The 13,543-nt window shown below is 75.3% G+C and carries 13 protein-coding genes; 2 read left to right on the forward strand and 11 right to left on the reverse strand.

Annotation, left to right across the window (positions count from 1 at the left end; genetic code table 11):
- Positions 1-210 precede the first annotated feature (210 nt).
- Positions 211-657 carry a glutaredoxin domain-containing protein gene (locus ACFY4B_RS34460; RefSeq protein ID WP_387974505.1) on the reverse strand — a complete coding sequence of 149 codons (447 nt, stop codon included), beginning with the start codon at positions 655-657 and terminating at the stop codon, positions 211-213.
- A gap of 166 nt (positions 658-823) precedes the next feature.
- Positions 824-2,095, reverse strand: a complete 1,272-nt coding sequence (locus ACFY4B_RS34465) for an MFS transporter (protein ID WP_387974508.1) — start codon at positions 2,093-2,095, stop codon at positions 824-826.
- 831 nt (positions 2,096-2,926) lie between these two features.
- On the opposite strand from ACFY4B_RS34465, the gene ACFY4B_RS34470 reads away from it, so the two are divergent.
- A complete protein-coding gene (locus ACFY4B_RS34470; RefSeq protein ID WP_387829112.1) occupies positions 2,927-3,568 on the forward strand; it encodes a hypothetical protein in 642 nt (213 codons plus the stop codon).
- A gap of 39 nt (positions 3,569-3,607) precedes the next feature.
- Here the strand turns inward: ACFY4B_RS34470 and ACFY4B_RS34475 are convergent, their stop codons facing one another.
- The 5 genes from ACFY4B_RS34475 to ACFY4B_RS34495 form a co-directional block, all read right to left on the reverse strand.
- On the reverse strand, positions 3,608-4,477 hold the full coding sequence (locus ACFY4B_RS34475; RefSeq protein WP_387974511.1) for an NAD-dependent protein deacetylase: 870 nt from the start codon (positions 4,475-4,477) through the stop codon (positions 3,608-3,610).
- 88 nt (positions 4,478-4,565) lie between these two features.
- Positions 4,566-5,201, reverse strand: a complete 636-nt coding sequence (locus ACFY4B_RS34480; protein WP_387974514.1) for an AAA family ATPase — start codon at positions 5,199-5,201, stop codon at positions 4,566-4,568.
- 268 nt (positions 5,202-5,469) lie between these two features.
- Positions 5,470-6,246: a maleylpyruvate isomerase family mycothiol-dependent enzyme gene (locus ACFY4B_RS34485; protein WP_387974517.1), complete on the reverse strand. Its 777-nt coding sequence runs from the start codon at positions 6,244-6,246 to the stop codon at positions 5,470-5,472.
- Positions 6,243-7,046 (reverse strand): methyltransferase domain-containing protein, encoded by an 804-nt coding sequence (locus ACFY4B_RS34490; RefSeq protein WP_049660250.1) that lies wholly within the window; start codon positions 7,044-7,046, stop codon positions 6,243-6,245. Before ACFY4B_RS34490 ends, ACFY4B_RS34485 begins: the two co-directional genes overlap by 4 nt.
- Positions 7,047-7,112: 66 nt before the next feature.
- The gene (locus ACFY4B_RS34495; RefSeq protein ID WP_387974520.1) at positions 7,113-8,573 is read right to left on the reverse strand and encodes a hypothetical protein; all 1,461 of its coding nucleotides are present in this window, start codon (positions 8,571-8,573) and stop codon (positions 7,113-7,115) included.
- A 302-nt stretch (positions 8,574-8,875) separates the two neighbouring features.
- Between ACFY4B_RS34495 and ACFY4B_RS34500 the strand changes: the two genes are divergently transcribed.
- Positions 8,876-9,568: a Tat pathway signal sequence domain protein gene (locus ACFY4B_RS34500; RefSeq protein ID WP_117492178.1), complete on the forward strand. Its 693-nt coding sequence runs from the start codon at positions 8,876-8,878 to the stop codon at positions 9,566-9,568.
- Between the two features lie 61 nt (positions 9,569-9,629).
- On the opposite strand, the gene ACFY4B_RS34505 is transcribed toward ACFY4B_RS34500, so the two are convergent.
- The 4 genes from ACFY4B_RS34505 to ACFY4B_RS34520 all read right to left on the reverse strand — a co-directional run bounded on the left by ACFY4B_RS34505 (position 9,630) and on the right by ACFY4B_RS34520 (position 13,542).
- Positions 9,630-10,835 carry a glycosyltransferase 87 family protein gene (locus ACFY4B_RS34505; protein WP_387974522.1) on the reverse strand — a complete coding sequence of 402 codons (1,206 nt, stop codon included), beginning with the start codon at positions 10,833-10,835 and terminating at the stop codon, positions 9,630-9,632.
- A 281-nt stretch (positions 10,836-11,116) separates the two neighbouring features.
- A complete protein-coding gene (locus ACFY4B_RS34510) occupies positions 11,117-11,863 on the reverse strand; it encodes a class I SAM-dependent methyltransferase (RefSeq protein WP_074004583.1) in 747 nt (248 codons plus the stop codon).
- 3 nt (positions 11,864-11,866) lie between these two features.
- Entirely contained in the window at positions 11,867-12,682 is an 816-nt protein-coding gene (locus ACFY4B_RS34515; RefSeq protein ID WP_375875307.1) for an SDR family oxidoreductase, read from the reverse strand.
- Positions 12,679-13,542: a TauD/TfdA family dioxygenase gene (locus tag ACFY4B_RS34520; RefSeq protein WP_380738086.1), complete on the reverse strand. Its 864-nt coding sequence runs from the start codon at positions 13,540-13,542 to the stop codon at positions 12,679-12,681. The genes ACFY4B_RS34515 and ACFY4B_RS34520 overlap by 4 nt, the downstream gene beginning before the upstream one ends.
- Position 13,543: the final 1 nt, after the last annotated feature.

Raw genomic sequence — 13,543 nt, forward strand, 5'->3', positions numbered from 1 at the left:
GTGCGGGTGAGGAGCGCGCGGCGCCCTCTCCTGCGGGGACCGGAGGGCGGCTTCGCGTGCAGTTCGAAGGTAGTGCGAACAGTCGACGGAATGGAGCCTTCCGTGTCACCGAACTGCAACGCCCCTGGCCGCACGGCTCCGGTCACGCCGGCGCTGAGCCGTACTCAAATCGCCTGCCACCGCCGTCGGTACGGCCGCGCCGACGGGCGGTCAGCGCTTCGCGGTGGCGGCGGGAAGCTGTCCGCGCACCCACGCGGAGTCGGGGTTGGTGTGCGGTCGGCCGGTCACGACGACAGTCGGCACGGTCTCGTTGCCGTCGTTGGCCGCCCGCACCACCGCGGCCGCCTCCGGGTCGCGCCAGATGTTCACCCAGTGCACCCGCCGGGCCGCCCGGCCCAGCCGGATCCGCAGCCGCAGGCAGTACATGCAGCCCGGCCTCCAGTACACCACCGGCCAGCCGTCGGCCGCGCTGCGGCGCTGCGCCTCCGCCGCGCCGAGCGACTTCGGGAAGACCAGGGTCGAGCTCACGGCCGCGAGCCCCGCGAACCCCAGCAGGTACACGACGGCCGCTCCGCGGCTCCCGCTCGACACGAGTCCGCCCGCGACGGCCGCACCGCAGAGCACCAACAACAACGGCAGCATCCACACACGCATCATGGCGACCCAGGCTATCCGTACACGGCCCTCGCCGCTCCACTCCCCCGGCCCTGCCACGCGATGACCCCCACCGTTTGAATCGATGCCCTTGCACTGTACCGATGGTGACGTTGCGTCAGAACGGCTCGCGATGGCGGCGGACCGCCGGGAAGCCCGCGGGCCGATGTCAGGCGAGGTCGCGCGGCCGGCGGAGCGGGCCGGCCGCCAGAATCACCGGGCCCGCCAGGCTGCACACCGCCAGCAGGAGCAGGGCCGTACGCGGCCCCCAGGCCGTGGAGGCGGCACCGGCCAGCAGCGCGCCGACCGGGATGGAGCCCCAGGAGACGAACCGGACGGTGGCCATCACCCTCGGGAGCAGCTCCGGCGGAGTGTGGGTCTGCCGGTGGGTGCGGGCGACGATGGTGGTGACCACGACGCCCGCCGCGAAGCCCGCGTTGCCGAGGGCGAAGACCAGCGCCGCCCATCCGGAACCGGCCACCGGGAGCAGGAAGGTGACGAGCGCGGCGATCCGTGCCGACCACCGCAGGGCGCCACCGCTGCCGATCCGGGAGACCACCCGGGGCGTCAGGGCGGCGCCGACCAGGCTGCCCAGGCCTCCGGTGGCCATCAGCGCGCCGACGGCCGCGGCCGGGGCGTCGAGGGCGTCCACCAGGAACACCGGAGTGAGCGTCATCAGCCCGCCGGAGACGAAGTTGACCGCGGTGGCGTAGGCGGCACACGGCCCGATCACCGGATGTCGGGTGACGAAGTGCCAGCCCTCGCGGATCTGCCTCCACATCCCCGCGCCGCCCGGCCGCCGGGCGGGCCGCTCCGCGCGCGGCAGACTGCGCAGCAGCGCCGCCGAGACCAGGTAGCTGACCGCGTCCAGCACCATCGCGGCCGCGCCGCCGACGAGTTGGACCAGCACCCCGCCCAGCGAGGGGCCGGCCAGTTCGGTCGCGGCGCTGCTGCCGGAGAGCAGGCTGTTGCGGACGGTCAGCTCCTCCTTGGCGACGATCGAGGGCAGGAAGGTGGAGTTGCCGACGTCGAAGACCACACCCGCCAGCCCGACCAGCAGCGCGACCACCACCAGCTGCGGCAGGCGCAGTACGCCCAGGGCCGCCGCCACCGGCACCGAGGCCACCGCCGCCCCGCGCAACAGGTCCATCGCCACCTGGGTGCCGCGCAGCGGGAGCCGGTGGACCAGGACCCCGGCCGGCAGTCCGACCAGCAGCCAGGCCAGGTACCCGGCGCCGGTGACCAGGCCGACCTGCCAGGCCGTCGCGTGCAGGGTGAGCACGGCGATCAGCGGCAGGGCCACGACGGACACCTGGTTCCCGAGCCGGCTGACCAGCGATCCGGTCCAGTAGCGCCAGAACACCCCCGCCGAGGTCCGGTGTCGCGCCTCCCCCTCCGCTGCGCGGTCCGCCGCGACCGCCGTCCGCGTCGTCACATCCATCTTCGGTCCGTCCCTTCCGTCGCAACCGGCCCACCCATCGCTCCCCTGCTTCCCCGGCGCCGGCGCTCCCGGCCGCACGCTGGAGTCCGGCGCCCATCGAGACCGCACGGCCGCACGCACCACCCGCGAAGCCCCGGGCCACCGCACCGGCGCCCAAGTCACGGACCAGCCGGTCGCGTTCGCCGAGCACGCCGCGCCGCACCCGCCCACCGTCCGGGCCGCGGGCGTCGACCGGCCCGAACGGATCACCCTCGCGCCGGACGCCACCCGCACCATCCGTGGGGTCCGCTACCGGTGATCGACCCGGCGGGATCGGTGAAGGGCGCCCGCGGCCCGGTCGACGGGCTCACGGCACACTGACGGCGGGCCGTGACCGGCCCAGCCCTGACGCACCGGGCGTCCGCACAGCCGCCCGGGTCCTGACGCGTCCCTGCCCAACTCACCCGACGCCCACACCCCGAACGACCGAACACGCCACGGCCGTCACACCGAAACCCGGCCACCCCATGCGGCGGCCCGCACACCCGGCCGAACCCTGGCCGGATCCCGCCGCCCCCGGGGCCGCGGCCGCGCGCTCCCGCCGGTCACTCTCACGCGGCCGCCGCACCCGCCGCGCCGCGCCGCGCCGCGCCGCCGATCCGACCGCAGCGCGACCGGACGATCCCGCCACCCGCCCCCGCGGCGCGGCTGTCCCCGCAGGAGAACCACCCGGAAGGCCCGCTTCCGGATTGTGACGTGCCCCTGTCTAGTTCGTTCCCGTCCCGGTGTGGTGGGATGAGCCTCACGGGGATGAACCGCTGACGGGGGTGTGTGCTGGTGCGGAATGGATGGTTGCGGGAGCTGGACGGGGACGCGGTGCGCCTGGCGGCCGTGGGGCTGGTGCGGCTGGGGGCGCAGGACTGGCTGAGTACGGAGGGCGGGGCGCCGGCCTGGGTGGGCGGGTTGCGGGCGGCCTCGTTCGCCGATGCCTGGCTGGCGTTCGGGGACGGGCCCGCGTCCGGGTTGCGGGCGCCCGCGCCGGAGGTGCTGCGGGCCGTGGTCGCCCGGGCCGCGGAGCTGGTGCTGCGCTCCTGCCGGGAGGACGGTCCGGCGGCGCTGGAGTGGCTCGGGCAGCGCTCGGCGGAGGCCCGGGAGCAGGCGCGTCGGGAGGGCGCCTCGCACCCGGCCGAGCCCTGTGCGCTGACCCTGGTGTGGCACGGGGTCCAGGCGCTGACCGCCGAGGACGGGCCGGATCACGCCCGCCGGATCGAGGAGCGCGCCGAGGCGTACGTGCGGGAGCGGCACTGCCGCCAGGACACCCTGGCGCTGGTGCTGTGCTGCACCCGGATCGCCGCGGCCGCGCTGGTGGAGCTGTGCGAGGGCGATCCGGAGCGGGTGGCCGGCTGGCTGGAACAGGACGCGGCACGTTCCATGCCGCGCGCCGGCCGGGTGCCGCTGTGGGTACCGGGCCGACCGGCCCTGCCCGCCGGCTGACCGGGCCGACCGGGCCGGCCGGAACGCCGGCCGGCCCGGTCAGGCCGCGTCGAGCAGCCGGGCGACCTCCGTCATGGCCGCCCCCAGCGGCAGGTCGAGGCGGAGCCGGGCGAGTTCGTCCCCGCGTGTCGGCCCCTGGTTGACGATCGCGACCGGCAGCCGGGCCCGGGCGGCGCGGCGGACGAAGCGCAGCCCGGACAGGACCGCCAGGGAGGATCCGAGGACCACCAACGAGCCCGCCGCGTCGACCAGTTCGTAGCAGTGCTCGACCCGGGGCGGCGGGACGTTCTCGCCGAAGAAGACCACGTCGGGCTTGAGCACGCCGCCGCACGCCGTGCAGGCGGCGACCCGGAAGCCGTCCACCGCGGACTGCGGCAGCCGCGCGTCGCCGTCGGGCCGCAGCTCCGCCCGGGTCGGCCGGAAGCCCGGGTTGAGCTCCTCCAGCCGCCGGTCCAGCTCGGCCCGGGTGCTGGTGCGGCGGCAGTCGAGGCAGACCACCCGGCGGAGTCCGCCGTGCAGCTCGACGGCCTCCCGGGTGCCGGCCGCGTGGTGGAGGCCGTCCACGTTCTGGGTGATGACCGCCGCGACGTGCCCGGCCCGGCGCAGCCGTTCCACCGCGTGGTGCCCGGCGTTGGGCCGGGCCCCGGCGATCGCGGGCCAGCCGGTGTGGCTGCGGGCCCAGTAGCGGCGCCGGGCCTCCGCGCTGCCGGTGAACTCCTGGTACGTCATCGGGGTGCCGCTGCGGCGGCGGCCGGTGGCGCCGCGGTAGTCGGGGATACCGGACTCGGTGGACAGGCCGGCCCCGCTGAGCACCACCGCGCCGCGCCGGTCCAGCAGCCGTACCAGGCCTTCCAGCTCCTCCCCCGGGGGAACGACGGCCTGCCCGCCCGGGTGTTCGAACGCGTCCATACCGTCGAGGTTAGGGCGTGGCGCCGCAGGAGGGGCCGGCACAGGTCCCGGACGCATCGGGATGCGATCGCGGCACCGCGCGGTCCTGTCAGCTCTTCCGACCCCGCGGCACGTGGTTCCCCACCCACCCGGACGGCTCCTCGGTGGCACCGGCGGCACCGGCGGCGAAGGCCGTGATCCGCTCCAGCGGCGGATTCCAGCCCCGGGTGGTGTCCACCGCCAGGCAGGGGGCGTCGAGCGCGATCGGCACCCAGGACTCGATCGGCCGCTCGCCGCGCGCGATGCGGCGCAGCAGCTCACCGTCCGCGTGGACGGCGCGCCCTGGTTCCTCGGCGGCCCTGCGGGCGATGCGCTCGCGGGCGGTCCCGGGGTCGACGGTGCAGCGTACGATGCGCAGCTCGGCGCGGCCGACGAGCGGCAGCAGACCGGGCCGCCACAGCCGGTCCTGGAAGGCCGCTTCCGCCACCAGGTCCGTTCCCGCGCGCAGGAGTCCGTCGACGGTGCGGAAGAACTCGGTCAGCGTCCGCTGGTTCAGGTCCTGGTCCAGGCCCAGGGCCAGGCCCAGCTCCTCGGCCGGGGCCGGCCGGGCGGCGGCCATCCGCTCCTTGATCTCGTCCCGGCAGACCGCCGGGCGGCCGAGCGCGTCGGCCAGGGCGTGCGCCAGCGTGGTCTTGCCCGCTCCGGGCGGGCCGCTCACGACGAGCAGGTGCGGGCGTCGGTCCATGGTCGGGGTTCGGTCCGCGCTGGGGGTTCGGTCCGTGGTCGGGAGGGAGGGCGTCATGCCTGCTGAGTCTGCGCCGGGCGGCCGCCGCCCGCCACCTCCCCTGCGGGTGGCGGACGGCGGCATCGCGCCGCCGGAACCCGCCGGAGCCGCCGTTCCAGTGGACCCGCCCCTCGGGAAACCCCGCCGACGCGGAGGTGAACGAGGCCGAACCGCCGCTACAGGAGCAGATGTTGCCGCATTCCGGCGACCGGACGCCGGACCCGCCGCCTCAGCCCCAGCCGGGCACCGGCGGCAGCGGCCACCCCGGCGGCCCGGGCAGCGGCCCGTCCGCCCGCAGGCCCTCCGCCCGCAGGCGCTCCACCGACCCGCGCCCCGACAGCCAGGCGAGCAGGGCGTGGCCGGGGCCGCTGACGGTGGGGCCGGACGGGGCCAGGGCCCAGTCGCGGCCGAGGTCGGTGGCCGTCAGCCGGGCGACGGGGAATCCGCGCGCGGCCAGGGCGGCCGCCGTCCCGTCGAGCGCCCAGGCGACGTACCCGGTGGGCCAGTCGGCGGTCGAGTGGCCGAGGTCCAGGTCGACGTGGTGGGTTTCGAGCTCCCGCCACGCCCGGTGCAGGGTGAACCACGCCGGGTGCCGCCAGCCGGCGAGGGCGGTGACCGGCGTGGACCACCGTTCGACGGGCATCGCGTCGGCGGCCGCGAACATCCCGTCCAGGCTGTTCCGCAGGTCGGCGGCCGGCTCCGCCGCACCGCGCCCGGCGCCCTCGCGCGGGGCGTGGTCCGGCGCGGCGGACCCGGCGCGCGGACCCGGCTCGGTGCCGGTGCGGGCCACGGTCAGCAGCCACCGGTACGCGTCGGCGCTGCGGGCGAGGTGGGTGAGGACGTGGGCGCGGCTCCAGCCGGGCAGCGTCGAGGGCTCGCGGGCCTGCCGGTCGGTCAGCGTGCCGACGGTGGCGAGGACCCGCCCGGCGGAGGCGCGCACCTCGGCGAGCAGCGCGCCGGCCCCGGCCCCGTCCAGGCCTGCGGGCGGCGGCCCGGGGGACGTCACGGGCGGCGCGCCCAGGCGGAGATCATCGGGGCGGTGGCCAGGTCGAGCCGGCCGGTGGCGACGTTGGCCAGGTGACGGTCGATCTCCTCGTCCGTCGCGAGGCCTTCCCGTACCAGCAGTCCGCGGATCTGCCGGACGGTCGCGTCCTCCAGGACCGCGCAGGCCGGCGAGGTGATCGGGAAGTACGCGTCGGCCTGGACGTCGACCAGGCCCGCCTCGCGCAGCGCCCTGGGCAGCGTCCGCCCGTACGCGAGGTCGGCGCCGCGGCCCGCCATCAGGGTGCGGAAGCCGGTCCGCAGCCGGTTGGCGAGGCGCTCGTCGGGGCCGGACTCGTCGGGGCAGAGCAGCGGTTGCAGGGCCGGGTCGGCGTCCTCCAGGAGCAGCCGGCCGCCGGGGCGCAGCGCCCGCACCATCCTGCGCAGGGCCTCGGCGCGGTCGGCGACGTGCACCAGGACCAGCCGGGCGTGCACCAGGTCGAAGCCGCCGGGCGGCGGCGGGTCGGCGGCCACGTCGTGGCGCAGCACCTCGATCACGCCGCCGGCGGCGGGGGCGGTCCAGGAGACGTCGATGTCGGTGGCGACCACCGCGCCGGTCGGGCCGACGCGTTCGGCGAGCCCGAGCGGCACCGAGGGGCCGCCCGCGCCGACCTCCCAGCAGCGCATGCCGGGGCCGATCCCGAGGGCGTCGACGTGCCGGAAGGTCACCGGGTCGAAGAGTTCGGCGAGGGCGCCGAAGCGGATGCCCGCCTCCGACTGGCGGTTGTCCAGGAGGTAGCCGTGGTCGCTCTCGTGCTCAGCCATGCCGGGATTCTCGCAGACGCGAGTTCGAAGACAGGCCCTCGGGGCGCGGCGCTCGGGTCGGGCCGTTCAGGGCTGCGGGGCCGGGTCGGTGAGCGCCGGGATGTCGTAGGTCACCTTGCCGATGTCGGAGATCAGGTAGCCGCCGTCGGGCCCGCGTCGGAGCGTCAGTCGCGGGGTGTACGACTGCCTGGGCGTTCGGAACCAGCCCTCCTCGGCGGCGTAGGTGCAGTAGGCGGAGACCTCCAGCTCGACCACCTCGCCGGTGAGGTCGCGCGGATCGAAGCGGCCCGCCGCGGGCCCCGCGACCACCCATCTGACCAGCGACCAGCCCCGGCGTGCGGTCAGGTCGGCGGGCCAGGCCGGCCCGTTCTCCTCGCAGGCGGTCAACCCGCCGCCGGCGGCGGCCAGTTCGGAGGCCAGGTACCGGCGCGACCGGCTCAGGATGGCCGCCGGCCCGGTGTCGCCGCGGGAGGTGTCGAAGGTGCCCGAGGTGACGGCCCAGGCGATCGCGACGGACTCCGCGTCGTGCCCGTCCACCGTCAGCGGCGGCGTCTGCGCGGTCGGCCGGTCCTTCGGCGGGGCGATCGGATCCCCCGGCTGGTATCCCGGTTCGGAGGGGAAGCTGTAGCCGGCCGGAGCGACGGCGACCGTGGTGCCCGGGATCTCCTGCTGGTCCTGGTCGTAGCAGGGGTTGCACCGGATGCGCTCGCCGGAGCCGGTGCCGTAGCTGGTCTCCCAGCCCCTGCCGTGGGTCGACAGCTCGGTGCCGGACTCCCTGCGCACTCCGGAGACGTGGAACGGGCGGTCGCCGTCCTTCAGCGTCCAGGTGCGGCGCTTGCCGTCGACGGTGCCCTCGACCGTGAGCACGTAGTCGTAGCTGTGCCGGGTCGCGAGCACGGTGAGGCTGACGATCTCGGGCTTCCGGTCCTCCAGGTAGAGGTACTTGTCGGTGAAGTAGGGGGCGAACGACACCGGTCCGGCGGCCCCGATCAGCGCGACCGGGTTCGGGGAGTCCAGGTCGACGCCCATGTCGATCTTCTTGCCCTCCCCCTGTCCGGCGCAGTCCACGACCGTGCCGGGCAGCGGGTCGCGGGGCTCGCCCACGATCGTCGCCCGCACCTGTTCGATCGCCACGGTGTGGCCGTTGCCGACCATCGAGACCGACAGCGGCGACGCGCCCACGTCCGTACCGCCCTGCGCGTGCGCCCACGTCCGGGCGCCTTCGCAGCCGGTGACAGCCGGCGGGTCGGTCGGTTTGACGACCCGGGGGACGACCGTGGTCGAGTCGGCGTCGGCGTGCTCGGGGTCGTAGTGGGCACCGAGTTCCGGCCCCTTGCCGCCCTCCGTCGCGGTCAGCGCCCAGTACGTCGTGCCGGCCCCCAACAGGGCCAGCACGCTCAGCACGGCGATCAGCAGCCGCAGGCGCGGTCTGCGGCCGCCCATCAGCGTGAGGACGCCGCCCATGAACACGTTGCCGTGGATGGTGCTCTGGCTGATCCTGTTGTGCGTCTCGTGCTGGTCGCCCACTCCACCCACCCCGTCCGAGGGATCCGCGTCCACCACAGTGGCGGTTCCCGGCGGGTGGAGGGAAGACCCGCGCCGCAAGCCCCGGGCACCGTGGGTGGCGTCGCGCCGTCGTGGCGTCGTGGCGTCGTCGGCGAGGACGGCCTTGTTGACGAAATGTCAGCAAGTTCGTCCGATCGCCTTGACGGCATGCGGTCACGGCTGGACCCTGTGGACCCGGAAACGCCGCGCGCTCCCCGGCCCCCACCGCTCGGGAACGCGCGAGAGGACGTCTTCTCGCCCCTCACCGAGGAAGAGGTTTTCCCATGCGCTTCAGCCGCCGCCTCCCCGCCACCGCCGCCGCCGTCTGCGCGACCGCCGCGCTCGCGCTGGCCGCCGTACCCGCCTCCGCGTCGCCCGAGTCCCTCGCCGCCGGCCCGGTCCTCACCGCCGGGAGCGCGGGCGGCACCGCCGTCGCCGTCGGCGACGCGCTCGCCGCACCGCTCGCCCCGGGCACCAAGGCCACCTTCTACTCGACCGCGACCAGCACCACCGGTGTCACCTGCGCCACCTCGCAGCTCTCGGCCTCGGTGCTGGGCAACCCGGCGGCGCCGGGCAGCGCGACCGCGTCGCTGACCGGGCTGACCTTCGGCTCGTGCACCGCCAACGTCACCGGGGTCACCTCGGTGCGCAGCCTGACGGTCGGCAACCTGCCGTACGGCGTCACCGTCTCCGACGCGCCCGGCCTGCCGGTCACCCTGACCGGCGGGTCCGCCGGGACGATCCAGGCCACCGCCGTGCTGGACACCTGGTTCGGCACCATCACCTGCTCCTACCAGCTGAGCGGCGCGTTCACCGGCAGCGCCGACAACACCGCGCACAGCCTGGCCTTCCGCACCGAGCACTTCGCCAAGAGCGGCGGTTCGACGCTCTGCCCGGCCGACGGCTACTTCTCCGCGACGTACGGGCCGGTCGCGGACACCAGCCAGTCGGGAAGCCCGGCGGTCTTCGTCAACTGACCGCACCCGCGAGGGAGTCGGGGCGGGCGTGGCAGCGCCGCCGGGCCCACCCCGGCTCCGGTCAGACCCGGAGCAGGCCGAACTCCCGGGCGGCAGCCCGGAGTACGGCGACCAGTGCCAGCAGCATCAGCGCGCCGTGGGCCGGCATCGACAGGTACGGCGCCACGCCGGGTGCGATGAACTTGAGGTAGCTGCCGAAGGACGCGAGCTGGACCAGCACCGGCAGGTACCAGAGCCGCCGGGGCAGGTGGAAGGCGACGATCACGCTGAGGACGTCCGCGACGTAGAAGTAGCGCTCGTGCATGGACGGCAGCAGGAACGGCACCGCGATCGCGAAGACCGTGGCCAGCAGCAGGATCCCCGTCCCGGTGAGCCCCGCCCGTCCGCCCCCGGCCGTGGACCTGCCGGCAAGGGACTCTCCGGCCGCGCCTCCGGCGCTTCGCAGGGCCCGGACCGCCAGGGCGATCAGCGCCAGCACCAGCAGGCCCGCGACCAGCACGCCCGCCCGGCGCACCGGGTCGTCCTCGCCGGACGGCACCGAGACGAACTGGTAGACCGACGGCGCGTTGAGCGTGAGGTCCCGGTAGGTCCCGGTCTGCCGGGCGTACACCGTCAGCAGCTGCCAGGGGTCGGCGCCGAGCAGCACGGCGGGGACGTCGAGCGCCAGGTAGGCGGCCGGGACGGCCAGCAGGCACCGCCACGGCATCCGCCGGGCCAGGACCACGACGAGCAGCAGGGGGAAGAGGAAGACCGCCTGGAGCTTGAAGGCCAGGGCGATCCCGAAGAAGGCGCAGGTCCACCAGGGCCGGCCGCGCAGGAGGTGGTGGACGCCGCCGAGCAGGAAGGCGGTGAAGATCGCGTCGGCCTGGGCCCACCACCCGCTGTTGGTCACGACCGTGGGCAGGAACAGCACGGTCACCGCCGCCGCGAACGGCCGCCAGGGCCGGTGCGGCCACCGCAGCGCGACGATGCGGTGGGTGTAGTAGGCCAGCGCCAGGTCGAAGAGGACCGACAGGCACTTGACCGCCGTCAGCGCGGGCACCGGCAGCCGGCCGAGCGCGGCCATCAGGTACAGGTAGGGGACGTTGTAGTCCGAGAAGCCGGTGTCGCCGAGGGCCTGGAATCCGCCGTGCGCCGCGATGTACCGGTACCAGGGGCCGAGGAAGTAGTACCAGTCCGACGACTCGTACTGCAGCAGCAGGCCCCGGAGCAGGAGCGCGGACGCCACCGCCGCCACCGCGACCAGCACCGGCACCGGCACCGGCACCGGCACCACCGGATCGGCCCGGCGCGGAGGCGGGGTCCCTCGGTCCGGCGCGGCTTCCTGGGGGCCGGGGCGCAGGTCGGGTTCGGGTCGGACTGGACAGTGGTTCATACCACCAGGACGCGGCACCCACCGGAAACGGACGACAACGAACCGGTACGGATTTCCGCGGGCCGCCGACCGACCCACCGACCGGGCCGCCGACCGACCGACCCGCCCGGGCCCGCCCCGGGCCTGAGCTCGTACGGCTCCGACCCGGGGCGCGAGCGGGCGACCGGCAGCGGTCAGTCCCCGGCCTCCCGGTGCCGCCACCGCACCGGGTCCTCGGCCACCGCCGCGCCCGCCGCGGTCCGGGCCGGCGTCCGGTAGCCCGCCGTGGCGAGCACCAGCATCTCGTTCTCCCCCGGCCGGAACTCGTAGGCCACCCGCTCCACCCGGCTGGGGACGCCGAGGTCCGCCAGTTCCTCGCGCAGCGGCTCCAGCCCGGGGTAGCGCTCCCGCGTGTCGTACACCATCAGCGGGAACACCCGCACCTCGCGCCGCGCCACCCGGGCGAGCTCCAGCAGGGCCGCCCGGTGGAAGTCCCCGTCCAGCCGGTTGCCGTACGAGAACAGCAGGTGCGAGCTGAGCACCAGGTCGAAGGAGTCGTCGGCGAAGGGGAGTTCGGGCAGCGAGCCGGCCACGTAGCGGTCCGGGCGGGCGGCGATGTCGGCGCGGAAGTCCCGGGCGTTGGCGGTCCACTGGCGGATCATGTCGTCCGCGTCGGTGTACCAGGACCACACGTGGTCGGCCGTCTCCTTCACCAGCCGCTCGCGCTTGAACCCGGTCTCCCGCTCCACCAGCAGGCCCAGCTCCTCGCGGTGCTCGGCGTACTGGCGGTCGACGGCGACGGCGTCGATGCCGCGCCGCCCGGCCTCCGCCACGAAGCTCGCGGCGCCGGCCGGGCAGTCCAGGACGCGCTGCGCCAGGTCGCGTTCGGTGAGCGCGAACATCGCCCGGTACTCCGCGAAGGAGCGTGCGCTGACCAGCACGGCTCAGCCCCTTCCGACGAACGGCATGGTGGTCGGCAGCACGACCAGGGACTGGATGGTGGTGTCCGGCGGCTGCGAGGCCATCAGCACCAGGGCCTCGGTGAAGCGGTCCACCGGGATGGTCGCCTCGACGGCCATGGTCCGGTCGGCCTGCATCGCGGCCGGCTGCGGGCCGCCGTCCACCGGGGTGACGTTGCCGACGTCGATCTGCCCGCAGGAGATGCCGTACGCCCGGCCGTCCAGGGCGAGCACCTTGGTGAGGCCGAGCACGGCGTGCTTGGCGGCGGTGTACGCGATGGAGTTGGGGCGCGGCACGTAGGCCGAGGGCGCGCCGTTGTTGATGATCCGCCCGCCCTGCGGGGTCTGGGTGCTCATCACCCGGAAGGCCTCGCGGGCGCAGAGGAAGCCGCCGGTGACGATGGTGTCCAGCACCCGGTTCCAGTCCTCGAACGGGGTCTCGGTGATCGGCCGGCGCGGGGCGGCGGCGCCCGCGTTGTTGAACAGCAGGTCCACCCGGCCGTAGCGGTCGAGGACGGTGTCGAAGAGCCGGGCGACCTCCTCCGGGCTGCGGATGTCCGTCGGGACGGGCAGCACCCGGGCGGCTCCGGGCCCGGCCAGGGCGGCGGTCTCCTCCAGCGCGTCCTTGCGCCGACCGGCGACGGCCACGGTCCAGCCGGCCGCCAGCAGGGCCAGTGCCGAGGCCCGGCCGAGGCCGCTGCCCCCGCCGGTGACGATCGCCACCCGCCCGTGCGGTGCGGGCGCGCCTCCGGTGCCGGCTCCGGCGGTCACGGCACCCGTGCTCTCGGCTCCAGCGGTCACGGCGTCCACTCCTCCCCCTCGTTCACCCAGACCCGCAGCATCCGCCGGGCGTACGGACCCGGCTCGTCGATGAACGGCGAACGCCCGTGCAGCACGCGGCTGTTGCGGATGATCAGCAGGTCACCGGCGGCCATCGGCAGCCCGAAGGCGATCTCCGGCCGATAGAGCACCTCGTCCAGCACGCCGAGCGCCTCCCACTGACGGTCCGTCAACTCCGGTCCGCCGCGGTCGGGAGAGGAGCGGACGGTGCGGGTCTGGTAGTAGCACCCGATCGTCCCGTCCTTGCGGTCGTACAGGATCGGGGTGACCACCACCTGCGGACCGGCCCGGCCGCTGCGCTCGAAGGTCCACTCCTCGCGGAGCGTGGCCAGCGCGTCCGGCCGCTCCCGCTCGATCAGGTCGTGCACGTGCCGGGCGCTCGCCAGCTTGGTCAGCCCGCCGCCGTCGAAGGCGGGCCGCAGGCAGAGCAGGACCAGCAGGTCGCAGGTGTCGCAGTGGAAGCCGAGCTCGGTGTTTCCGTCGCCGTCCTGGTCGTGCAGCACCGAGGTGAGGTCGCCGCGCCCGTTCTGCGGGACGATCCGGCCGAAGTCCCCCAGCAGGAAGGAGAGCACCTCGGTGATCTCCTGTTCCGGGCGGGTCGCGTCCACCAGGCCGCTCACATGGGTGATGCCCACCGAGTCGGCGGCGTTCCGGACGAACTCCCGCAGCCTGGTCCGCACCTGCTCACCCGCGCCCCACCGCCCGGCCCGCGCGTCGGCCCAGAGCAGCCGCCGCTCCCGTTCCTCCAGCGGGAGCGACCAGAGCTCCCGCCGGGCGTCCAACTCCAGGCTGCTCCAGCCGATTTCGGTCACCGCGTCCATG

The sequence above is a fragment of the Kitasatospora sp. NPDC001261 genome (assembly GCF_042896795.1).
Taxonomy (GTDB): Bacteria; Actinomycetota; Actinomycetes; order Streptomycetales; family Streptomycetaceae; genus Kitasatospora.